The sequence below is a fragment of the Streptococcus oralis genome, assembly GCF_023109315.1.
In the GTDB taxonomy this organism is placed as follows: Bacteria; Bacillota; Bacilli; order Lactobacillales; family Streptococcaceae; genus Streptococcus; species Streptococcus oralis_BS.
The window spans coordinates 126,143-147,695 of the sequence record NZ_JALDUF010000003.1 but is presented as its reverse complement, the minus strand read 5'-3'; the positions used below and the strand labels follow the sequence as shown (position 1 = coordinate 147,695).

25 protein-coding genes and 2 pseudogenes are annotated in these 21,553 nt (G+C 38.7%); 26 read left to right on the top strand and 1 reads right to left on the bottom strand.

Going from position 1 to position 21,553, the window contains the following annotated elements; genetic code table 11:
* Window positions 1-37 precede the first annotated feature (37 nt).
* From M1F74_RS05310 to M1F74_RS05265, 10 genes and pseudogenes are all read left to right on the top strand, one after another.
* Window positions 38-892, top strand: a complete 855-nt coding sequence (locus tag M1F74_RS05310; protein ID WP_109290007.1) for an ADP-ribosylglycohydrolase family protein — start codon at window positions 38-40, stop codon at window positions 890-892.
* Window positions 893-1,495: 603 nt separating this feature from the next.
* Window positions 1,496-2,062 carry a hypothetical protein gene (locus M1F74_RS05305; RefSeq protein ID WP_247946556.1) on the top strand — a complete coding sequence of 189 codons (567 nt, stop codon included), beginning with the start codon at window positions 1,496-1,498 and terminating at the stop codon, window positions 2,060-2,062.
* Window positions 2,063-2,167: 105 nt separating this feature from the next.
* Window positions 2,168-2,410, top strand: a complete 243-nt coding sequence (locus M1F74_RS05300; protein WP_000781504.1) for a hypothetical protein — start codon at window positions 2,168-2,170, stop codon at window positions 2,408-2,410.
* A 262-nt stretch (window positions 2,411-2,672) separates the two neighbouring features.
* On the top strand, window positions 2,673-3,059 hold the full coding sequence (locus M1F74_RS05295) for a hypothetical protein (protein ID WP_247946516.1): 387 nt from the start codon (window positions 2,673-2,675) through the stop codon (window positions 3,057-3,059).
* A gap of 45 nt (window positions 3,060-3,104) precedes the next feature.
* A complete protein-coding gene (locus M1F74_RS05290) occupies window positions 3,105-3,986 on the top strand; it encodes a diacylglycerol/lipid kinase family protein (RefSeq protein ID WP_247946515.1) in 882 nt (293 codons plus the stop codon).
* A gap of 39 nt (window positions 3,987-4,025) precedes the next feature.
* A pseudogene (locus M1F74_RS05285) lies at window positions 4,026-4,546 on the top strand (RDD family protein).
* A gap of 176 nt (window positions 4,547-4,722) precedes the next feature.
* A pseudogene (locus tag M1F74_RS05280) lies at window positions 4,723-5,585 on the top strand (DUF4300 family protein).
* A 93-nt stretch (window positions 5,586-5,678) separates the two neighbouring features.
* A complete protein-coding gene (locus M1F74_RS05275) occupies window positions 5,679-5,999 on the top strand; it encodes a hypothetical protein (RefSeq protein WP_084911079.1) in 321 nt (106 codons plus the stop codon).
* A 38-nt stretch (window positions 6,000-6,037) separates the two neighbouring features.
* Window positions 6,038-6,349: a hypothetical protein gene (locus M1F74_RS05270; RefSeq protein ID WP_000351658.1), complete on the top strand. Its 312-nt coding sequence runs from the start codon at window positions 6,038-6,040 to the stop codon at window positions 6,347-6,349.
* 48 nt (window positions 6,350-6,397) lie between these two features.
* A complete protein-coding gene (locus M1F74_RS05265) occupies window positions 6,398-7,201 on the top strand; it encodes a hypothetical protein (protein ID WP_247946514.1) in 804 nt (267 codons plus the stop codon).
* A gap of 30 nt (window positions 7,202-7,231) precedes the next feature.
* On the opposite strand, the gene M1F74_RS05260 is transcribed toward M1F74_RS05265, so the two are convergent.
* Complete coding sequence (locus M1F74_RS05260; protein ID WP_247946513.1) at window positions 7,232-8,251, bottom strand: hypothetical protein; 1,020 nt, start codon at window positions 8,249-8,251, stop codon at window positions 7,232-7,234.
* 119 nt (window positions 8,252-8,370) lie between these two features.
* Between M1F74_RS05260 and M1F74_RS05255 the strand changes: the two genes are divergently transcribed.
* The 16 genes from M1F74_RS05255 (at window position 8,371) to aguB (ending at window position 21,521) form a co-directional block, all read left to right on the top strand.
* Window positions 8,371-8,877: a YfbM family protein gene (locus tag M1F74_RS05255; RefSeq protein WP_000525326.1), complete on the top strand. Its 507-nt coding sequence runs from the start codon at window positions 8,371-8,373 to the stop codon at window positions 8,875-8,877.
* A gap of 48 nt (window positions 8,878-8,925) precedes the next feature.
* Window positions 8,926-9,330 carry a hypothetical protein gene (locus M1F74_RS05250; protein ID WP_001030857.1) on the top strand — a complete coding sequence of 135 codons (405 nt, stop codon included), beginning with the start codon at window positions 8,926-8,928 and terminating at the stop codon, window positions 9,328-9,330.
* 132 nt (window positions 9,331-9,462) lie between these two features.
* Window positions 9,463-10,314: a CbrC family protein gene (locus tag M1F74_RS05245; protein ID WP_084911082.1), complete on the top strand. Its 852-nt coding sequence runs from the start codon at window positions 9,463-9,465 to the stop codon at window positions 10,312-10,314.
* 18 nt (window positions 10,315-10,332) lie between these two features.
* Window positions 10,333-10,806: a hypothetical protein gene (locus M1F74_RS05240; protein ID WP_193431810.1), complete on the top strand. Its 474-nt coding sequence runs from the start codon at window positions 10,333-10,335 to the stop codon at window positions 10,804-10,806.
* A gap of 26 nt (window positions 10,807-10,832) precedes the next feature.
* Window positions 10,833-11,387 (top strand): hypothetical protein, encoded by a 555-nt coding sequence (locus M1F74_RS05235; protein ID WP_247946512.1) that lies wholly within the window; start codon window positions 10,833-10,835, stop codon window positions 11,385-11,387.
* A 10-nt stretch (window positions 11,388-11,397) separates the two neighbouring features.
* Window positions 11,398-11,895 (top strand): hypothetical protein, encoded by a 498-nt coding sequence (locus M1F74_RS05230; protein WP_247946511.1) that lies wholly within the window; start codon window positions 11,398-11,400, stop codon window positions 11,893-11,895.
* Window positions 11,896-11,943: 48 nt separating this feature from the next.
* Window positions 11,944-12,204 carry a hypothetical protein gene (locus M1F74_RS10150; protein WP_247946510.1) on the top strand — a complete coding sequence of 87 codons (261 nt, stop codon included), beginning with the start codon at window positions 11,944-11,946 and terminating at the stop codon, window positions 12,202-12,204.
* A 186-nt stretch (window positions 12,205-12,390) separates the two neighbouring features.
* Window positions 12,391-12,738, top strand: a complete 348-nt coding sequence (locus M1F74_RS10145; RefSeq protein WP_247946509.1) for a DUF4261 domain-containing protein — start codon at window positions 12,391-12,393, stop codon at window positions 12,736-12,738.
* A 43-nt stretch (window positions 12,739-12,781) separates the two neighbouring features.
* Entirely contained in the window at window positions 12,782-13,249 is a 468-nt protein-coding gene (locus M1F74_RS05215; protein ID WP_000817463.1) for a hypothetical protein, read from the top strand.
* On the top strand, window positions 13,242-14,258 hold the full coding sequence (locus tag M1F74_RS05210) for a hypothetical protein (RefSeq protein WP_000533840.1): 1,017 nt from the start codon (window positions 13,242-13,244) through the stop codon (window positions 14,256-14,258). Before M1F74_RS05215 ends, M1F74_RS05210 begins: the two co-directional genes overlap by 8 nt.
* 591 nt (window positions 14,259-14,849) lie before the next feature.
* Window positions 14,850-16,310, top strand: coding sequence for an aminotransferase class I/II-fold pyridoxal phosphate-dependent enzyme (locus M1F74_RS05205; RefSeq protein ID WP_247946508.1), 1,461 nt, complete (start codon window positions 14,850-14,852; stop codon window positions 16,308-16,310).
* Window positions 16,311-17,171, top strand: coding sequence for a polyamine aminopropyltransferase (speE, locus tag M1F74_RS05200; protein WP_000366733.1), 861 nt, complete (start codon window positions 16,311-16,313; stop codon window positions 17,169-17,171).
* On the top strand, window positions 17,168-18,427 hold the full coding sequence (locus M1F74_RS05195; RefSeq protein WP_247946507.1) for a saccharopine dehydrogenase family protein: 1,260 nt from the start codon (window positions 17,168-17,170) through the stop codon (window positions 18,425-18,427). Before speE ends, M1F74_RS05195 begins: the two co-directional genes overlap by 4 nt.
* Entirely contained in the window at window positions 18,427-19,554 is a 1,128-nt protein-coding gene (nspC, locus tag M1F74_RS05190) for a carboxynorspermidine decarboxylase (RefSeq protein WP_009730146.1), read from the top strand. Before M1F74_RS05195 ends, nspC begins: the two co-directional genes overlap by 1 nt.
* The gene (aguA, locus tag M1F74_RS05185) at window positions 19,551-20,636 is read left to right on the top strand and encodes an agmatine deiminase (RefSeq protein WP_247946506.1); all 1,086 of its coding nucleotides are present in this window, start codon (window positions 19,551-19,553) and stop codon (window positions 20,634-20,636) included. Before nspC ends, aguA begins: the two co-directional genes overlap by 4 nt.
* Before the next feature lie 9 nt (window positions 20,637-20,645).
* Window positions 20,646-21,521 carry an N-carbamoylputrescine amidase gene (gene aguB, locus M1F74_RS05180; protein WP_247946505.1) on the top strand — a complete coding sequence of 292 codons (876 nt, stop codon included), beginning with the start codon at window positions 20,646-20,648 and terminating at the stop codon, window positions 21,519-21,521.
* The last annotated feature ends 32 nt before the right edge of the window (window positions 21,522-21,553 follow it).

Below are 21,553 nucleotides of genomic sequence, written 5' to 3'. Positions count from 1 at the left end.
TGTCAGTCTCAACCAATAGTTTGTAAGGAGGAATACCATGCTAGGAGCAATTGTTGGAGACATTGTCGGTTCGGTTTACGAATGGGACAATATTAAAACGAAAGACTTTCCATTATTTCGTGAGAATTGTTTTTTCACTGATGATACGGTTATGACCTGTGCTGTTGCAGAAGCCATTATGAATGGCGGTCAGAAGGATGACTTTATTGACGCCATGAAAAAATATGGTAGGATGTATCCCGATGCAGGTTACGGTGCAAGATTTGGGAATTGGGTTGATGGCGACGATCGAGAACCTTATAATAGCTTTGGAAATGGCTCAGCAATGCGTGTTTCTCCATGTGCCTGGACCATGGATTGTAGTTTCTGTGCACGAACGGGAGTCTGGCCGTCCAGAAGAGCAGTTGCACGACTTTCTGCAGAGGTGACTCATAACCATCCAGAGGGTGTCAAAGGAGCTATGGCGACGTCTGATACTATATTTATGTGTCGTTATTACTTCGGAGGTTACAGTGGTGACTATGGAAAACCGATCAACGATAATCCTACAGAGTGTAAGAGACTTATCAAGGAGCATATAGAACAAGAGTATGGATATAATCTTTCTCAAACACTAGATGAAATTCGTCCTACTTATCGTTTCAATGAAACTTGCCAGAATACGGTACCTCAAGCTATCATTGCCTTTCTTGAAAGTACAGACTTTGAGGACGCTATCAGAAATGCTATCTCTATTGGTGGGGATAGTGATACTCTTGCTGCCATCACAGGAAGTATTGCAGAAGCTGCTTATGGTATACCTGATTGGATTAAAGACAAAGCCTATACCTATCTAGATGAGCCTTTAAAAGATGTGCTCAGACGATGGGAGAAAGAAGTTTCGATATCATAACGGATACTAATTAGTCAGTATTAAACTCTGAAAAATAAGATTAAGGAAGTTGAGCAAATACTAGGGTAAAGAGTTATCACCTTTTGAGAAGAAAAGGCAGAAACAAACTTAACCAAGTCATGAGCTTGACCACTGAAAAACAGCAAAGCGACAAGATAACAAATAAACTCGTCACTTTTTTCTTTTAAATTAATGGTGTAATTAATCCATTTTGCTTTATTCAGCTATTTACTCAGATTTTTGTTTATTCATTAGTAAAATGCATGTTATTACTGCTATACAAGTTAGCAGAATCAAATACCATAGATTTGCAAGTCGAAGCCCTTTATCTAACATCAAGAAGAATCTCATAAAAAATATAGACTTGATGAATTGGTGAGCTTGTTTTCTATTTCAAAAGGTTATTTGGTCCAATAATAAATATCTGATATGTAAGTGGAAACGTGTTATAATTGAGGATGAGATAAGAGGAGGTAAGCTGGTGAAATTTTTAGCAATCAATCCTATCTGGTAAAAAAGAATGCTTGAATCTCTATCCTCACGTGTTAAATATATTAGTTTGCTAAAAAACTATCATCTATCCAAATATTGGAAGGATTAATGATGTATCTATTAGAATTGTACCAAAACAATTATTCAAAGGATTTAGTCTCATTTGAGACTTTAGAAGAAGGACGGGAATTTGTAACTCAAATCCCTGGGTATACATTAGAAAACGAAGATGGTTTTGAAGTGGAATATTTTAATTCAAAAAATCTACCGGATTATATGGAGATTGTCTTTAACGGAAATATTGTCCCTTTATCTAGGTTTTCGTTTAATTCTGAGGAAAATGTGGACATTATTTGGAAAGAGGTTTCGAATCTATCCTTTAAAAACGATAAAGTGATCGAAGGAGCTACAAAAGTAGACGCGTATGTCGTTAACAACGATGAAGTGAAAGCTTATGTCGAAGCCAGAGAAGCAAACTTTCGCAAGGCAAAAGCTTTCTTAGAAAGCAAAGGGTACGAAGTCGACAGAAGCTTTTTCGGAAGTGAAGACGGTGAAGCGATTGTCTACAGAAAACGCGACACCGAAGATTGGCACTTCCTATGTCACTTAGACCCGTTGTTTGTAGAGATTGAAGATGTCGAAGGATATGTGAAAGAAGCGATGGAAGATATTCAATAGTCAAACAAAGTTCTTTGTGAGTGTATGCCACTGCTTTAGTAGACGGATTGAGCAGTAAAGAGAAACATCTAGCACTATCTAGCTTCTTAAGGAGAAATATCTATCATGAAAATGGAAATCGGGAAAACCTATCTTGTAAAAAAAGATATTTTTGGTTTAACAAAAGATGAACTTTGGACCTTAGTTGACAAGGGTTATCAGGCTTATTTTGGTGAACATAATTTCGTATTTGTCAATGATGATAAAGTGAAGGTATTTGCAGTTTTGAAAGATGGTTCAGAAGAAGATATGCAAATCTACCATCATCTGGATGACTATTTTGAAGAAGTTAATCGTGAGAATTTCTAAAGAATGTGAGATGAAAGTTGTATCTGTGAGTTTTAAACTTTGCTTAGCCCCAATCTATCACTACCAAGTACAGGGAATTAATTTTGGGATAGACGTCCTTACAGAGGTTTTTCCGATTATCAAAAAGATCTAGACTGAGACAAAGGTAAGGGCCCGCTGGTTAGGTCTTTTTTTCTGTTTATGTAGTATAATAAAAGGTGTAGGGATTCAATTTTTTAATAGGATTATTCTAAGAACGAAAACATCTAGAAAGAGAAAAAATATGAAGCAATCACTTGAATTTTTAAGAGAAAGAATCACCGATAAGATGCCCTTAGAGGAAATAGTAGCAATCTTTGAAGACTTGTGTCGTCAGCCTATTGAGGATGAGATGATTTTATTTGAAACGGGGACATTTACAGCTATATCTGATAAGCCAATGTTTCAACTATCCTTAGTAAGACAAGCCTCAAATGAAGATGAAGAGTTTTATCAGGTTCACCTCGATATTTTCTATGAAGCATGTCAAGAGAATGAAATATTTCATGAATCGATCTGGGATGAAGATTTAGAGGAAAATATCTTTGATTACATTAGAGCTTCAGAGGTGTTTGCCTATGCTAAAGAGCAGGAATACCAAGCGATCAAAATTTATATGGACCAAACTTGAGATGGTTAGTTAAAGTAAGAAAATCTAATGACAGGAGAACAATAAATGAATAAAATTATGGTGATTATTAATCCAACATCTGGAGGTGAAAAAGCTCTGGATTATAAGGTGAAGCTGGAGAATAAAGCTAGAGACTACTTTGATGATGTAGAGATTAAAATTACGGAAAAAGCGCAAGATGCAACAAACTTTGCAGAAGAAGCTGCTCGAGAGCAGTATGATGCAGTTCTTGTTTTTGGTGGAGATGGGACTGTCAATGAAGTAATTTCTGGTATCGCTGAAAAAGACTATATTCCTAAACTGGCGATTATCCCAGGAGGAACTGGAAATCTCATTACGAAACTATTAGAAATCTCTCAGGATATTGATAGTGCTATTGACGAGCTTGATTTCAGTTCTACAAACAAGATTGATATTGGAAAATCAAATGGAAATTATTTTGGTTATATCTTTAGTATTGGCTCTTTGCCAGAAGCTATCCACAACGTTGGGATAGAAGATAAAACAAAGTTTGGTATGCTCGCCTATGCGATTAATACCATGAAGTCTGTGGTTACAGATCAAGCATTTAACATTAAAGTTGAGACTGATAATGCTAATTACATTGGCCCAGCCAGTCATGTTTTAGTTCTCCTCACAAATTATTTCGCTGACAAAAAAATCTTTGATGAAGACAAGGATGGTTATGCTAATATTTTGATTCTAAAAGATGCGTCAATTCTTACTAAATTGTCAGTTATCCCTGATTTATTAAAAGGGGATGTTGTCGTAAATGACAATATCGAGTATCTGAAAGCTCGACATATAAAAATCTCTTCAGATAGTGAATTGGAAACGGATGTTGATGGTGACAAATCCGATAATCTACCTGTAGAAATCAAGGTACTAGGTCAGCATATCGAAGTATATTCTCAACCGAAAGAATAAAACTTTTGAAAAGAATAGTAGATAACAAAGGAGGAGATGATGAGGAAGATTTTAGCAATTAATTCTATTTCGTTTAAAAAAAGAATGATTGAATTACTATTTGATTATCTTTTCATTCTAGCTTATTTAGCACTTCTGTTTTTGGGTTCTATGCTTTTTTACACTATTTTTTTAATGGTATTCCAGAGTTTACAGAAATTCAGTCGCAGTGTCTTGTATTTTTTACCTCTGTTTTGCCAATCATTCTACTTTTTACATTCTTAGATTATACAAAAAATGGGAGTTTCGGGAAGGCGAAAGCAGGACTTCAATTGGTTTACAAGAAAAAAACAGTGCAAGCTAGCTTGCTTAGAAACACCATTAAATTTTTTCCTTGGCAAATAGGTCATATGGGCACGATACATGGTTTCTATAGTGAGTTTGATTCCTTATCTATTATTCTCTCGTTTTTAGCTACTCTCCTCGCAGTTGCCCTACTTGTAATGATGGTTTTCAGGAAGGATAAGCGACATCTAGGTGACCTTATAGCACATACACAGGTACAGCTAAAAGGTGACTAAAATTAAAGATTTCATAGATATTTCACTTATTAGGGAGCGTGCTGTGTGCCAGCTTCCTTTTTAATGATTTAAAATCTACTTTATTCAGCAAAATGCTTGGACTTAAAATAAATTTGAACTATAATATAAGAGAAGCTAATCGACCTGAAAAATCTTAGTAAATAAGGAAATATTTTATGAAAGTATCTAAAAAAATCAGATTAATGAGCTGCTGTGGTTTAGCTTTCTTTACTTTAGCTGCCTGTGGTACAAACCAAAACCAATCTACGGAAAAACAGAATAGTTCAACTACTAAGGTGGTTAAGGAACCTATAGCAACCTCAATAGCAAGGAAAGTTCAGAAGAAGTTCGAAAAGCCTTGGCTGCACATTTGGATAAAGATAGTGTCGATGCATTTTTCAACCTTGTCAATGATTACAACGCGACTGTCGGTTCAGTAGGCTTAACTGGAGATTTTTCTACATTTACCAAAACAGACTATGATGTTGAAAAGATAAGCAATCTTTGGACGCCTAAAAAGGGTGATTTTGTCGGTACCAACTGTCGTATTAACAGTTATTGTTTATTAAAAAATTCTATCGAAATTCCTAAATTAGAGAAAGATGATTCTCTCTTGTTTGTCGATAATGATGCCATTGACAAAGGTAAGGTCTTTGATGCAGAAGACAAGGATGCTTTTGATATTTTATTCTCAAGAGTCAAGACCGAAGCAACGACAGATGTTAAGGTGCATGCTGCAAAGATGGAACAATTCCTTTCTCAATTCAAGTTTAATGAAAATGCTCGAGTGCTGTCTGTTGTAGTTCATGATGACTTGGATGGTCAATCTCTCTTTATCGGTCATGTCGGCATATTTGTGCCAAGCGAGGACGGTTATCTCTTTGTCGAAAAGTTAACCTTTGAGGAGCCTTATCAAGCTATCAAATTTGCAACCAAGGAAGATTGCTACAAATATCTAGATACAAAATACGAAAACTATACAGGTGAAGATCTAGCGAAGTCCTTTATTATGGATAATGATAAGTGGGTTCAACTCTAAAAATAGTATTTTGGGGATGATTTGCCTAAAGAGTGGGATAAGAAGTTACCAACCGAATGATAGTTAAATTGATATGATTAGAGGACAGCAAGCATGGATGAATATACATTAAGAGTTGTAAAAATTGATAAGGAAGCTATTTTTGAGTTTATCTACGAAACTTTTATATCGCAAGAGCAAGAACTACTGGATCTGTCGCCGGTGGATGTTATCAATGATTGTGCTATGGATTGGGAAAAGGGAGAGTTTATCTTTGCAGCACATCTTCAGGAAAATAGTCTGGGAGAATTTAATCCTCTTCCCAATGATATTGATATCCAAGATTTGCTGGAAAAACTACCTGTTACAACAGATTCCGTTCTTGGGCAAGAGAGGATTTATAGAGATTTTTCATTCGACCAATTAAAAAAATAGTATAATAGTAGTAAATAATATAGTTATAAGGAGACACAATGGATATTAAAGATTTTACAGAAAAAGAACAAGAAATGATTAAAAAGGGACTCACTTTTTCTAAACTGAACGATAAGGAAACAGCCGATAAGATTATCGCCTTAATTCCTCAAGATATGATTAAACGGATTCCATTTTTTGTTAGAAAACATGCTATTACACGTACCGTTAAGAGAATCTCGCTCGAGTATCCAGAGTTGTACGCTGTAGCTGAACAAGAAGGCCAACTTCCTGAAAAGGAAGCTCAAGAATTGCGACAAATTCTTACAGATATTTTCCAAGAGAAAATGAACAAGCATAAGATTAAATAAGTTTTGAGATTTATCAATAAGATGTTGATTGAGCATTAGGAGTTGAGTATGGCTATTGATGGCGTTAAAATTATTGACAGTGATCAAGGTTATGACATTTACAATGAGGTAGTTGGTCGCTATAGAGATGGTGAACATGTAGCAAATATTATCAAGGATATTCTCGATGCGGAAAAAGATTACTGTCAAACAGACTTTTTTACAGAAATTTATTGGACAGCTCTTGCCTACTCACTGTGGAAGATTGGTCACCTGACAGACGACATCAGAGATAAAACATTAGAGCTTATCAAAAAAGGGGCTGATCCATTTTGGTTGGAAATAGATCCAAAGGCTTTGAAGCAAAGGCAGAAGGTCTTGGAAAAACTTGCAGTTCAGTTGCAAACTGAAAATCCTAGACCTCTAAAGGTCCCTAAAACCAAAACTAAACGCAAACCTTATTTTGAAGAAGGGGATATCCTTGCTGTTAAGTTCCAAGATGAGTATGGTCTTGTCTTTGTATCTATGGTTGATCAGAGTCCCAGAAAGCTTGAGTACCATCTGGCTTGCACGCGCCTCTTACAAACAAAACGGCCCACCATCGATGATTTTTTGACCAGTCATATCTCCTATAAGATGGACAATACAAAGTTTGCTCTCGTTACAGATTGCTGGTTCAATCACAAAGATTTAGGGCAATTATTAGATAATATTGAAAAAATTGGACAGGTGAAACTTAGACCTTTTAGTCTTTGGATGCTAGCACCAGCCCAAAATTTAGAAGATATTTATGAAGAAATCACTAGAGATATGGGCTCTTCTGGCCTTCGCATCGAAACCTATAAACTTGTCGATGATGTTTTTTCAGTTTAATGCTTATGTGATAAAGGGGAAAATGGTCAATCATTCCCACATACTGTGTTGAGCTCTAACACCATAACTATCTATGGAACCATCTGAATTGAACTTGGCTTCAATCCTGTATCTTTTCCAGAGGTCGTAATCTGCCGTTTGAATGGTTAGGATGTAGTTTGAGTCAGTCTCAGCGACATTGTAATCAGCAGGATTGAATTCAAAGATATCGATTAATTTTCTTGTTTGAAAATCTTGGAGCTTGAGATTTGCTAAACTGACATGATTGATAGAAATTCCCTGCAATTGATGGGCATCCTTAGGCGTTCTATAGTAGGTAATGACACAGTTTTTGAGTTGATCAGTATCTTTGCCAGTAGGAGTAAGGATCATAAAACCATAGGACTGATCTTCACGCTTGATTTCGAGAAGCTGGCCGTAGTAGAAATGGTCGTTTTTTGGATTGGTGATAGGACTATTTGCACCTTTATCTTCGAAGGTGAAACCTTGCTCTAAAAGCTCGGAAGCCTTGCTCTCCCCGATAATGACAGTGGTATCTTGAATGGTTACTGGAACAGGTTGAGCTGGAAGACCACTCATCATCATGCAAAACATAAAAACATAACTCGTTAAAAAGGCTGTCCCGACAAAAGCGTTGATTGATGCATAAGCATGACTGTTATGAAAGTTTTTTCTTATAGCTAGTACAATAAATTTACCAATACTTTTTAAAACCATACTAACAAGTACGATAAAAAATTGTTTTTTCAAACATTCATAAATTGCTTGCGGAAGGCTATTGCCATGATAGTAGAAGCCAGCCAATACCAGTAGATTTACGATTAAATAGATCAGCAAGAACCAATGAATCTCTTTAAGGGCATTAGCATCTGTGATTTCTTCATAGTCAACGTGAATTCTACCTTGAATGGCATGGCCGAGTTTATAGATCCATTTTGGGACATCTTTCCCTTGTCTGACCGCAACTACAAGTCTGATATAGAGATAGATAGTAAAGGACAAGGATAGAAAGAAAAGAGCATAAAAACCCAAAACAATACTAGTGAACATTACTATTTCCCCCTATTTAACATTCAATAAAACAATTTCTTAGCTCCATTATAGCATTTTCTAGGGAAATAGAGCTAGAAAGATCCGTATAATACTAACTGATTCAAAGGAGCAAAATCATGGGAATGATTGCCAATTATCAATATTTACCAGACGATGAATTAGATCAAATAAAAGGTCTTTCCAATCAAGAAGATGACTTGTTAGATTTTGCAGAGGATTCCGCTGATAGTCATGATATCTTACTAGATATTGACAAAATGTGGGATGCCTTGGTCTTTGTCTTGACAGGATTTAGTAGTTCAGAATTTTTGGATGACAATCCCTTGAGAGAAGCGGTTTTAGGAGTGACTCCTTTAGAAGAAGTGTCTGAGTACATAGCCTATACTGAAAAAAATAAGATAGCCGAAATCATAGAAGCTCTAGAAAGTTTTGACATGCACAGAGCCTTGGAAGACTTTAGTATGGAAGCCTGCAAGAAAGCCGACTTGTATCCTGATATTTGGGATTATCTTGAGGAAGAGGAAGAAATCAAGGATGAAATTCGAATCAGTTTTGTAAATATGAAAGAGTTTTACAAAAAGATTCTGGAGCTCAATGGAAATGTCCTGGTCACTATTTGTTAGAAAGTTTATTAAACATTCCTAAAAGAATAAAACTGCTTGAGGTAATAAATGAACAAAGAAGATTTATTGGCATTATGGAAGGGAATAAGCTGGGAAAAACATGATTCGGGGATCTATTTTCTAGGGCGATATCTAAATAAAGACATAAATATTTATTTTACAGGTTACTGTGAACAGGATTTGGTCTTATTATCAGATGATTTGATGACTAGTTTATATAGAAACTTGGAACACCTTGATAAAAAAGCTCAAAAGGTTATCCATGATAATTGGCCTGATAAAGCAGTTACAGAACTGGAATTAAGGGAGTTAATCTTGGATAAAAGTAGTTCTTATGGCGAATTTGCTCTAGGTTATGATGCCGGTGTCTCTCCAGCTGGATCCCTTTATCTTTTAGTGAAATTCGACAAATATTTTCAAGTTGATAGAGAGCTTGTGTATGAAATTTACTAACTGTCTGACAATAAGAGGTTAAAATCAGGTGATGAAATGAAAGATTTATATAAAGCAATGTTAGGCTTAAATGGTATTGTCCTCGTCACCATTTGTTAATCAGAATTTATCCATGTAAGAAAAGGTAGTCAGATGAATCCATATTTACAAGAATATATCACCCGGACAAGGGAATACCATGCTAAAGATGGAAAGCCTTCAAGTGTTGCGGCACTCTATGATTTGGCTGATGAATTAGCTAAATCTGATGATTTAGAAGCGAAGAAAGTCTTAGTTGACCTCTATGAACAATTGGGTCTCTACACTAGTGCCTATAGCTTATTTACCGAAATCTTAGATAAACCAGATCGAAAACAGAAAAAGAAACTGAGCCGTTTACAAGAAATGAATCAGAGTCATGGTGATCGTTATGCCCTTCCTCGTCCCCTAAGAAAAGAAGATAAAAAGCAGAGTCAGGAGTTATTACAGTCTTTGCCACATTTTCTCTATCATCCAGATCCCTTAGCTACAGGTTCATTTGTTGAAGGAGAAGCCAAGCTTTGTCCATCTTGTGGGAAAGAAAGCAATATTTATTATGACTTGATCCCTTATTGTATTGACAACATAGAGAACCTTTGTCCATTTTGTATTGCAAATGGTCAAGCAGCTAAAAAATTCGATGCAGAATTTATCCAAGATGCCGAGTGGCAGGGTGAATTGGATCCAGAAAAGAATCAGCTGCTTTTTTGTCAGACCCCAGGCTACTCTAGTTGGCAGGGAGAATATTGGCTTTCTTGTTGCCAAGATTATTGTGCTTACTTGGGTACAGTTGGAACTCAAGAATTGAAGGATATGGGAATCGCTGAGCAAGTCTTGGAAGACTATGAAGCGCGTGAAGAATATCAAGAGGTAGAAGACTACTTGGTCAAAGACGGGCCTATCTGTGGTTATTTGTTTAGATGTCTACATTGTCAAAAATACCATATCTGGGTTGATGCAGATTAAATCGAAATGTGATTAGCTATGAAAATTAAAGAGAAGACTATGGAAGAACTAGAATTATTCGAAGCTGCCTCCAAAGATTTATTTGATACTATGCAGGGATTTAAAGACAATCTATCTGTTCAATTTCCCCTATTAGATAGTGATAACTGGCAGTATGATAAGGGATCCATAAAAGTTTGTAAGGCTGATGAGTCAGGATTCAAAAAAAGATGTAGAGTCGGAATCAGCTACAATTTGAAAGTCCCCCTATTAAACGAAGATGCCGAGCAAATCTGGCTACTGTTTAAAGACTGGTTCAATACTAGCAGATTGAGTCAAGTTGAAAGAAATCTTAATAATGAGGATTTGGGAAGATATGTCTTCTCAGCAAGTTCCCCTCTAGGTGATCAGGTAGATTGTTCCATTTATTTGCCTAATGAGTGGAATATCCCTCAGATTAGCTTTTCAGGCTATCTAACAGCTCGTTATAGGGCTTGTGATCTTGATAAATAGAAAAAATAAGATGGTGGTTTTTAGAGATGAAAAAGATTAATTGGGACAAGATAAAGACTCGCTTAGATGCCTTGCTGGTTATTGATGAGTATCTAACAGATCCGAGTGAGGATTGGATTAGACTCGTGATTAAGACTGAGGAAGACTATGGAGTCCGATATTTTATTGACAATGGCTCAGGTGATTCTTTAGATGTGATTTTGACTGATAAAATGATCCTCATGAAAGGCTTTGATCATGAAAGTAGTTTAAGCCAGTTTGCTGCTGACGAGTGGAATCAAGACGTCATTGATGGTTTTTATAAAGGACTGGATGAAAAGTATCTTTCACTTTATTCAAAAGACCAAAAGGATGAAACAACCTTCTTTATCTGGTATGACGGTCACGCGCATCAACAGACTTACCAAGATCAGGATGGCGGAGAATGGTTGCTTTCTTACCTTTTTGATAGCTTTGAAAGATTTTATGATTTTGTGACGGATTATTATGAAATTACCGTAGATAAAGATTTACTTAGGAAACTCTACATGGATGGACAACTTTCAGACATAGAAGTAAAGCAATTAATCCAGGAGTGTTAAGAGAGGAATCATGAGAGTGAACTATAAAAATACCCCTGAAAACTATCGAGCTATGGCGGAAATAATCATCCCACCCTTGCTTGATTTACTCAAAAGTTTAACCTTGTTAGAAGAGGAAATTTTTGAGCGTAACAGAGCACTGGATAAGGAAAAAGAAGGCCTTGGCATCCCAGCAAATCAACTTCATCCCAATTGGAATGAACTTATGGATGACTATTTTCAGAGGCAAATGCAACTTCTAACTGGACGAGTGACTCAAAATTACTTGGAAGGAGGAGTTCGAATTTCTTATAGCTCCCCAAGTGAGTATAACTATGTTAAAAGGAATGATTTTTCTGTAGATTTCATCATGACAAAGGCTGAAGAAGCAAGAGTCATCACCCATTATCAAGAAGCTTTAGAAATGAAGCATCAGTTTGTACTTAGATTGGTGGATGGAAATTGGCTACTTGATGAGAAATTTTACGGTTTTGAGGATGAGGAAACTTGGTATGGCGACTTACTTTGAGTAAGAGAGCTTTGCTTTCCAACTGATATGAGAAAAAGGAGAAGTCCTGTGAATTTTTTAAAAAAACTATTTACAAGTAAGAAAGAAAAGTCAGAGAAGAAAAAACAACTGAACTTGTCCATGCCTCTCTTCAAAGGCAAGCAGGCCTATTCTTTAGACCAGGTCGTTCAGGAATTGAAATCTCACTGGGCGCTTGAAATTTCTGAAGTTTCTGGGGATGATTCTAGTGCAACATTTGTGATTGATGGTGCTCTCGTTGCGCTGGCTCTAATGGATTTGCCTATCCCAAGTCAAGAATTTGAAGAATAGTATGCCTATTCTTACCTCTGGCAGGATGTTGAGAAGGATACACAGGAGCACACACAACACGCCATTGTTTCTATCCTGTCTGACAATCTTTCGCCAGTAGAAACTTATTCCCTATTAACTAAAGTCAATGCCTCTATCTTAAAAACTAGTCAATCAGCTATTGGTATTTATCAGGGTTCTACCACCTTGCTCTTACCCAAAGATCTTTATCTAGACCTGACTGACCTTTTGAAAGAAGAAATGCTTCCCCTTCAACTCTGGATTTATATGGGAATTATCAACCAGGGAGATAAAACTAGTATTTACACTTATGGTTTGAAAGAGTTTGGAAGAACTGAGATTGAAATTATCGAGTCTCCTATGAATAGCGATGACTTATATTATTTCCTCCTGTCTATTCTTCAGTATGTTTTAGGCAGTGATGTCACCTTAAAGGACGGTGAAACCATTGGCTTTTCAGAAGATCAAAAAATCAAAATCACTGAGTCAAAAGCCGTCTATTTGGAAGGAAATTCCTTGAAATTAGATGTTTAAACCATGATTTATAATTGAGTGTCTTTCCTAGATTGGGGGTTTTATGAAGCGTGATATAAAAAAATATTATCTCTACCGATTTCTGGACCATAGATTTGAAAAACTCTCTTGTAAGAATCCAAGTCTCAAGGAAATAAAACCAGAGAAGAGAGAAAAAATCGTTCTAGAGGCTACTCGAACTAGTCAAAAGATTATTCTAGTCCTTGGAATTCTTTATGTTTTGCTATATTCTGCTATGTTCATTTACCTAAGGCTCAATGATTTTCAAAATCCCTTATTGACTTGGTTTACTGATTACATCGACTATTTAGGGGCACTGATAAACGGAGAATGGGGCAGTAGTTGGCGTCAAAAGAAAGCTAGTTTTTTGATGATTGCTCTAGTGGCTTTACCCATTGTGCTGATAGAAGGCGGCCCCTTCTTCTTGCTGGTTTTATTGATTGGGAATTGGGTACTAAAGAGTAAGATAAGATTTGAGAGAGAACATAAAGGAGTAGAGAGCCATGGGTAGAACAGTGATTATAGGTACTTTAATTGCTTTTGCAATCTTTAATCTGCTGCTAGGTCTGGGTTTCTATCTCTTTCTAAAAAAGAGGAAAGAGAATGGACAGTCATTGTACGAAACTCCTGTAAATCAACAAACTCGAACAGAAAAACTGGGTCTAGGCGAGATTTTGGTCTACCTGACACTGATTGCCATCGCAGGGATCTTTGCCTTTCAGACCTTAAATAGAGGCGGTGTTGGGAATTCTATTTTAGCCAAAATGATCCTCCTACCTGCTCTAATGGCCCTTTTCAATGCAAGAAAACGAACTGGGAAGTCTATGCTTGCCCTCCTTATAACTTTGATGGTCTTTCTAGTAGGAGTCACGTTTAATCTCACGATTGGTTTGCCACCTCAAGCACCGATTTTACAAATTAATGAAAGTAAAATCATTTTAGCTGAAACTAAATCCAGTGAGCTGATGGACGCTGGATTTGACCTCTATGTAAGACAGGGCGATGGTGGTAGCGATTATGAAGACCTCCTGACAAGTAACAGTTTCCAAAAGTATCCTGGAGATAAAACAGTTACCATCGAAAAAGGCTTCAGGCTTGATAGCAATGCTGTTCCTTACGCTCCCTATCTCCTAGCAAAAGATGGCATAGTACTGGGCAGTATTTCCTTTTACGGTGCTGAGGACCATGATGTGGCTATAGAAGATTCTAAGGTTATTCAGGTTCGATTTAACAAGGACAGTATTGAGGCAGCGAAAAAACATTCTATTACTTTCAAATTAAATGAACTTGACTTGACTACACGACTGGATGTTTCGCTTGTTCAAGAAACTTTCAAGAAGCATCTATGGTCAATTCCACCATCAAATACAAGTGATGTCACTCAACTATGGTATGGATTAAAGTGGTCCAGCAACAGCGATTCGCTATTTTGGAATGAGTACTATGGTCTCATCCGCCTAGATGAAAATTATATGATGACTGATTTTGAACTAGCTGTTCAAGTAGCACGAGATAAGTAGATAAGATTTTGAATAACTGACTATACTTACGATTCAACAAAGGAACTAATCGATTTAGTTCCTGTTTTTGTTTTTTGATTTCAATTTAAAACGATTTCTTTTTATTGTTGAGTAATATTTCACGAACAAAAAAAGAAATTGTTTAAAAAACTTTCATAAAATACTTTACAAGCTCTTGTAAACATGGTATAGTTATAAGGCTTAGAAAATGAGATGATGTTTTCTAGCAAATATAAACCCGAGTAAAAAATGCCTACGGACAGGCAGGGTTGAATGCCGAAGCGTGGTTGAAAAGCCGCATTATTGATAGGGTTAAAAGCCTACTTTTATAAGTTGATGTTAGGACGCTTGTCCTAATTCATAAATTTTAGTGTGGTGAAAGCACACGTCATATTGTGAAACGATCAATAAAGTACGTAATATTTGCTACTAGAGAGTTAGGAAACATCAGGAACAGACATACTCAACAGAAACCAAAATACACACGTCAGAAGATTGCAGAGCAGGTGAAAACCTGCTCTTTTTTCATAAGTCAACCTTTAGTCGCCTTTATCTTCTTGAGGTGCTAAAAATACGGTAAAGGAGTATGTCTTGAAGAAGTTAGATCAAAACCAAGCCCCAATTTACGAGGCCTTGGTCAAGCTACGTAAGAAAAGGATTGTCCCCTTTGATGTGCCAGGTCACAAGCGTGGACGAGGAAATCCAGAACTTGTCGAACTGTTAGGAGAAAAATGTGTTGGCATTGATGTCAATTCTATGAAACCCTTGGATAATCTTGGTCATCCCATTTCGATTATTCGGGATGCGGAGGAATTGGCTGCAGATGCTTTTGGAGCAGCCCATGCCTTTCTCATGATTGGTGGAACAACTTCATCTGTGCAGACTATGATTCTTTCCACCTGCAAGGCGGGAGATAAGATTATTCTGCCACGGAACGTTCACAAATCTGCTATCAATGCGCTGGTTCTATGTGGTGCCATTCCCATCTATATTGAGATGAGTGTGGATCCTAAAATTGGCATCGCTTTAGGACTCGAAAATGACCGTGTTGCACAGGCCATTAAGGAACATCCAGATGCCAAGGCCATTTTGATTAACAATCCTACTTACTATGGAATTTGTTCAGACCTCAAGGGTTTAACGGAAATGGCTCATGAAGCTGGCATGCTGGTTTTAGTAGATGAAGCCCATGGAGCTCATTTGCATTTTACAGATAAACTTCCAATTTCTGCTATGGATGCAGGTGCTGATATGGCGGCGGTCTCTATGCATAAGTCTGGTGGGAGTTTGACCCAAAGCTCCATCCTGCTTATCGGGGAGCATATGAATCCTGAATATGTTCGACAGATCATTAACCTTACCCAGTCTACATCTGCCTCTTACTTGTTGATGGCAAGTCTTGATATTTCACGTCGTAATCTAGCTCTTCGTGGTAAAGAGTCTTTTGAGAAGGTTATTGAACTATCCGAGTATGCTCGTCGTGAAATCAATGCTATCGGTGGTTACTATGCCTACTCAAAAGAGTTAATAGACGGTGTGTCGGTCTGTGATTTTGACGTGACCAAGCTGTCAGTCTACACTCAGGGTATTGGCTTAACAGGTATCGAAGTTTATGACCTCCTGCGAGACGAATATGATATTCAGATTGAGTTTGGGGATATTGGCAATATCTTGGCCTATATTTCCATTGGTGACCGCATTCAAGACATAGAGCGTCTGGTCGGTGCTTTGGCGGATATCAAGAGACTCTACTCAAGAGATGGCAAAGATTTGATTGCTGGAGAATATATCCAGCCTGAGTTGGTACTGTCTCCTCAAGAAGCCTTTTATTCAGAGAGAAGAAGTTTAACCTTGGACGAATCTGTTGGACGAGTCTGCGGAGAATTTGTCATGTGCTATCCTCCAGGAATTCCAATCCTAGCACCAGGTGAACGCATTACACGAGAAATTGTAGACTATATCCAATTTGCCAAGGAACGTGGTTGCTCCCTCCAAGGGACGGAAGATCCAGAGGTCAATCACATCAACGTCATTAAGAGAAAGGAGAACTAGATGGATTTATGGTTTTCTGAAGTTCATACTCCAGATGTGAAATTGTCCTTGAGAACTGCCAAGCAACTCTATGCTGGAAAAAGTGAATGGCAGGATATCGAAGTTTTGGATACGCCAGCTTTTGGGAAAATACTGATTTTAAATGGGCACGTCTTGTTTTCAGATGCAGATGATTTTGTTTACAATGAAATGACCGTCCACGTTCCCATGGCTGTCCACCCAAATCCCAAGAAAGTCTTGGTTATTGGAGGTGGCGACGGTGGTGTTTCCCAAGTTTTGACACTGTATCCAGAATTGGAACAAATCGATATTGTGGAACCAGATGAGATGTTGGTTGAGGTCTGTCGTGAGTATTTTCCAGACTTTGCTGCAGGGCTAGATGATCCTCGTGTTACCATATACTACCAAAATGGGCTACGCTTTTTACGAAACTGTGAAGATGACTACGATATTATCATCAACGATGCGACAGATCCATTTGGACATACGGAAGGGCTCTTTACCAAGGAATTTTACGGTAACAGTTACAGAGCCTTGAAAGAAGACGGCATCATGATTTACCAGCATGGGAGTCCCTTCTTTGACGAGGATGAGTCAGCATGCCGAAGCATGCACCGCAAGGTCAATCAAGCATTTCCAATCAGTCGGGTTTATCAGGCCCATATCCCAACCAGTCCAGCGGGCTATTGGTTGTTTGGATTTGCATCGAAAAAATACCACCCTGTCAAAGATTTTGACAAGGAAGGCTGGAAAAAACGCCAGCTTTTCACAGAATACTACACTGCAAACTTACACGTGGGTGCCTTTATGTTGCCTAAGTATGTAGAAGATATTTTAGAAGAAGAGGAAGGGAAAAAATGAGTCGTTTATTAGTTATTGGATGTGGGGGCGTTGCCCAAGTTGCTATTTCAAAGATTTGTCAAGATAGCGAAACATTTACAGAAATTATGATTGCTAGCCGTACCAAGTCAAAATGCGATGACTTGAAGGCTAAATTAGAAGACAAAACAAGTACAAAGATTGAGACAGCTGCTCTTGATGCTGACAAGGTAGAAGAAGTCACTGCCTTGATCGAAAGCTACAAACCAGAAGCTGTTTTGAACGTAGCTTTGCCTTATCAAGACTTGACCATCATGGATGCTTGTTTGGCTACAGGTGTCCACTATATCGATACAGCCAACTATGAGGCTGAGGATACAGAAGACCCTGAATGGCGTGCTATTTATGAGAAACGTTGTAAGGAACTTGGATTTACTGCCTACTTTGACTACTCATGGCAATGGGCTTACCAAGAGAAATTCAAAGAAGCAGGTCTGACTGCCTTGCTTGGTTCTGGTTTTGACCCAGGTGTGACCAGCGTCTTTTCTGCTTACGCCCTTAAACACTATTTTGATGAAATCCATTATATCGACATTTTAGACTGTAATGGCGGTGACCACGGTTATCCATTTGCGACAAACTTTAACCCAGAAATCAATCTCCGCGAGGTTTCTGCGCCAGGTTCTTACTGGGAAGATGGAAAATGGGTCGAAGTCGAAGCTATGTCTATCAAGCGAGAGTATGATTTCCCACAAGTTGGACAAAAAGACATGTATCTCCTTCACCATGAAGAAATTGAATCATTGGCGAAAAACATTCCTGGTGTCAAACGGATTCGTTTCTTTATGACCTTTGGGCAATCTTACCTAACACACATGAAATGCTTGGAAAATGTCGGACTCCTTCGTACGGATACCATTAACTTTAACGGTCAAGAAATTGTACCAATCCAATTCTTGAAAGCCTTACTTCCAGACCCAGCCAGCCTTGGACCACGCACTGTTGGTAAAACCAATATCGGTTGTATCTTTACAGGTGTCAAAGATGGCGTTGAAAAGACCATCTATATCTACAATGTTTGCGACCATCAGGAATGTTACGCAGAAGTTGGTTCACAGGCAATTTCATACACAACAGGTGTTCCTGCCATGATTGGGACCAAATTAGTGATGAATGGTACTTGGAAACAACCTGGGATTTACAACCTTGAAGAGTTGGATCCAGATCCATTCATGGAAGCTTTGAATGAGTACGGATTGCCTTGGGTTGTGGTAGAAAATCCACAAATGGTGGACTAATGAAGTTAGAACAAGTACCAACACCTTCTTATATCATTGACTTAGGAAAATTAGAAGAGAATTGTCGCATTCTTCAACAAGTTCAGGAAGAAGCCGGTTGCAAGGTTTTACTGGCCCAGAAGGCTTATTCACTCTACAAAACCTATCCCTTGATCAGCCAGTATCTGTCTGGTACGACGGCTAGTGGTCTCTATGAAGCTAAGCTCGCTAGAGAAGAATTTCCGAGGGAAGTCCATGTCTTTGCGCCAGCTTTCAAGGATACGGACTTGGAGGAATTGCTGGAGATAACGGACCATATCGTTTTTAACTCTGAGAGACAGTTGCGTAAACATGGTGCTCGTTGTCGAGCGGCTGGTATCAGTGTCGGTTTGCGCATCAATCCTCAATGTTCAACGCAGGGTGACCACGCGCTCTACGATCCTTGTGCACCTGGCTCCCGTTTTGGAGTTACCCTAGACAAGATACCGAGTGATTTGCTGGACTTGGTAGACGGCCTTCATTTTCATACCCTTTGTGAGCAAGGGGCAGATGATTTAGAGACAACTTTGAAAGCTGTAGAAGCGCAGTTTGGTCCTTATTTACATGAGGTCAAATGGCTCAATATGGGTGGCGGCCACCACATTACAAGAGAAGACTATGATATCGATTTGCTGATTTCTGAAATCAAGCGTATCCGAGAAACTTACGATCTTGAAGTCTATATCGAGCCTGGTGAAGCTATTGCGCTCAATGCGGGTTATCTAGCAACTGAAGTATTGGATATTGTAGAAAACGATATAGAGATCTTGGTTTTAGATGCCTCCGCGACCTGCCATATGCCAGATGTACTTGAAATGCCCTATCGTCCACCTTTGAGAAATGGATTTGAACCGCAGGAAAAAGCCCATACCTATAGACTTTCTTCCAATACCTGTCTGACGGGTGATGTGATTGGTGATTATAGTTTTGAAAATCCAGTCCAAATCGGTGATAGACTTTACTTTGAAGACATGGCAATCTACTCCTTTGTCAAAAATAATACCTTTAATGGTATTGGATTGCCAAGTCTCTATCTTATGGACGAGCAAGGTGACTGCAGCTTAGTCAAATCCTTTGGCTATCAAGATTTTAAAGGGAGATTATCATGATGGACAGTCCCAAAAAATTAGGCTATCGCATGCCAGCAGAATACGAGCCCCATCATGGCACCCTCATGATATGGCCAACTCGACCAGGTTCATGGCCCTTTCAAGGAAAGGCTGCCAAAAGAGCATTTAGCCAAATTATAAAAAACATAGCAGAAGGGGAAAGAGTCTATCTTTTGGTGGAGCAAGACTATCTATCTGAAGCCCAATCCTATCTTGGAGACAAGGTCGTTTATTTAGACATTCCCACCAATGATGCCTGGGCGCGTGATACAGGTCCGACTATTCTCGTCAATGATAAAAGAGAAAAGTTGGCAGTCGATTGGTCTTTCAATGCCTGGGGTGGTACAGTCGATGGTCTTTATCAAGATTATGAAGAGGATAACCAAGTAGCTAGTCGTTTTGCTGAGGCCTTGGAGATGCCTATTTACGATGCCAAACCTTTTGTACTGGAAGGGGGAGCCATACACAGCGATGGTCAAGGAACCATTCTTGTGACTGAAAGTTGCTTACTCAGTCCTGGACGCAATCCCCACCTGTCTAAAGAGGAAATCGAAAACACCTTATTAGAGTGCCTGAGCGCTGAAAAAGTTATCTGGCTGCCTTATGGTATTTATCAGGACGAAACCAATGAACACGTTGACAATGTTGCAGCTTTCGTTGGTCCTGCTGAACTTGTCTTGGCTTGGACAGATGATCAAAATGATCCTCAGTATGCCATGTCTGCAGCTGACCTTGAGCTTTTAGAAAAAGAAACAGATGCAAAAGGTCGTCACTTCACCATTCATAAATTGCCAATCCCAGCGCTTCATCAAGTTGTAACCGAAGAGGATTTGCCAGGCTACATCTATGAAGAAGGGGAAGAAGAGCGTTATGCAGGTGAACGTCTTGCGGCTTCCTATGTCAATTTTTATATTGCCAACAAGTCTGTCTTAGTGCCACAGTTTCAGGATGTAAACGACCAAGTGGCCCTAGATATCCTCAGCAAGTGTTTTCCAGACCGTAAGGTCGTAGGAATACCAGCCAGAGATATTCTCTTAGGTGGTGGCAATATCCACTGTATCACCCAACAAATCCCAGAATAGGAGAAAAAGATGAGAAATGTTAGAGTTGCAGCGATCCAGATGCAATGTGCCAAGGATGTGGCAACAAATATTCAAACAGCGGAACGTCTAGTACGTCAGGCTACAGAACAAGGCGCGCAAATCATTCTCTTGCCTGAATTATTTGAACGTCCCTATTTCTGTCAGGAACGCCAGTATGACTACTACCAGTATGCCCAGTCGGTGACAGAAAATACAGCCATTCAGCATTTTAAAGTGATTGCTAAGGAACTAAATGCAGTTTTACCGATTAGTTTCTTCGAAAAAGATAGCAACGTCTTGTATAACTCAATCGCCGTCATTGATGCTGATGGGGAAGTGCTGGGCGTTTATCGGAAAACCCACATACCAGATGACCATTATTATCAAGAAAAGTTTTACTTTACGCCTGGAAACACCGGTTTCAAAGTCTGGGATACGCGCTACGCCAAAATTGGGATCGGCATCTGTTGGGATCAATGGTTCCCTGAAACAGCGCGCTGTCTTGCTCTGAATGGTGCTGAATTGCTCTTCTATCCTACAGCCATTGGTTCAGAACCAATTTTGGATACAGACAGTTGTGGTCACTGGCAACGTACTATGCAAGGGCACGCAGCAGCTAATATTGTCCCAGTCATTGCAGCCAATCGTTACGGTTTGGAAGAAGTCACTCCTAGTGAGGAAAATGGTGGACAGAGTTCCAGTCTTGACTTCTACGGTTCATCCTTTATGACGGATGAAACAGGAGCTATTCTAGAGCGAGCTGAAAGGCAAGGTGAGGCTGTTCTGATTGCAACTTATGACCTTGACAAGGGAGCAAGTGAACGCCTCAACTGGGGACTGTTTCGAGATAGAAGACCAGAAATGTACCAACGAATTACGGACTAGAAGGTAACTTTCATAATAAATTTTTGATATTC

Coding starts and splice junctions, on each gene's coding strand:
- M1F74_RS05310 (WP_109290007.1), top strand. CDS start 38: ATGCTAGGAGCAATTGTTGGAGACATTGTCGGTTCGGTTTACGAATGG.
- M1F74_RS05305 (WP_247946556.1), top strand. CDS start 1,496: ATGTATCTATTAGAATTGTACCAAAACAATTATTCAAAGGATTTAGTC.
- M1F74_RS05300 (WP_000781504.1), top strand. CDS start 2,168: ATGAAAATGGAAATCGGGAAAACCTATCTTGTAAAAAAAGATATTTTT.
- M1F74_RS05295 (WP_247946516.1), top strand. CDS start 2,673: ATGAAGCAATCACTTGAATTTTTAAGAGAAAGAATCACCGATAAGATG.
- M1F74_RS05290 (WP_247946515.1), top strand. CDS start 3,105: ATGAATAAAATTATGGTGATTATTAATCCAACATCTGGAGGTGAAAAA.
- M1F74_RS05275 (WP_084911079.1), top strand. CDS start 5,679: ATGGATGAATATACATTAAGAGTTGTAAAAATTGATAAGGAAGCTATT.
- M1F74_RS05270 (WP_000351658.1), top strand. CDS start 6,038: ATGGATATTAAAGATTTTACAGAAAAAGAACAAGAAATGATTAAAAAG.
- M1F74_RS05265 (WP_247946514.1), top strand. CDS start 6,398: ATGGCTATTGATGGCGTTAAAATTATTGACAGTGATCAAGGTTATGAC.
- M1F74_RS05260 (WP_247946513.1), bottom strand. CDS start 8,251: ATGTTCACTAGTATTGTTTTGGGTTTTTATGCTCTTTTCTTTCTATCC.
- M1F74_RS05255 (WP_000525326.1), top strand. CDS start 8,371: ATGGGAATGATTGCCAATTATCAATATTTACCAGACGATGAATTAGAT.
- M1F74_RS05250 (WP_001030857.1), top strand. CDS start 8,926: ATGAACAAAGAAGATTTATTGGCATTATGGAAGGGAATAAGCTGGGAA.
- M1F74_RS05245 (WP_084911082.1), top strand. CDS start 9,463: ATGAATCCATATTTACAAGAATATATCACCCGGACAAGGGAATACCAT.
- M1F74_RS05240 (WP_193431810.1), top strand. CDS start 10,333: ATGAAAATTAAAGAGAAGACTATGGAAGAACTAGAATTATTCGAAGCT.
- M1F74_RS05235 (WP_247946512.1), top strand. CDS start 10,833: ATGAAAAAGATTAATTGGGACAAGATAAAGACTCGCTTAGATGCCTTG.
- M1F74_RS05230 (WP_247946511.1), top strand. CDS start 11,398: ATGAGAGTGAACTATAAAAATACCCCTGAAAACTATCGAGCTATGGCG.
- M1F74_RS05215 (WP_000817463.1), top strand. CDS start 12,782: ATGAAGCGTGATATAAAAAAATATTATCTCTACCGATTTCTGGACCAT.
- M1F74_RS05210 (WP_000533840.1), top strand. CDS start 13,242: ATGGGTAGAACAGTGATTATAGGTACTTTAATTGCTTTTGCAATCTTT.
- speE (WP_000366733.1), top strand. CDS start 16,311: ATGGATTTATGGTTTTCTGAAGTTCATACTCCAGATGTGAAATTGTCC.
- M1F74_RS05195 (WP_247946507.1), top strand. CDS start 17,168: ATGAGTCGTTTATTAGTTATTGGATGTGGGGGCGTTGCCCAAGTTGCT.
- nspC (WP_009730146.1), top strand. CDS start 18,427: ATGAAGTTAGAACAAGTACCAACACCTTCTTATATCATTGACTTAGGA.
- aguA (WP_247946506.1), top strand. CDS start 19,551: ATGATGGACAGTCCCAAAAAATTAGGCTATCGCATGCCAGCAGAATAC.
- aguB (WP_247946505.1), top strand. CDS start 20,646: ATGAGAAATGTTAGAGTTGCAGCGATCCAGATGCAATGTGCCAAGGAT.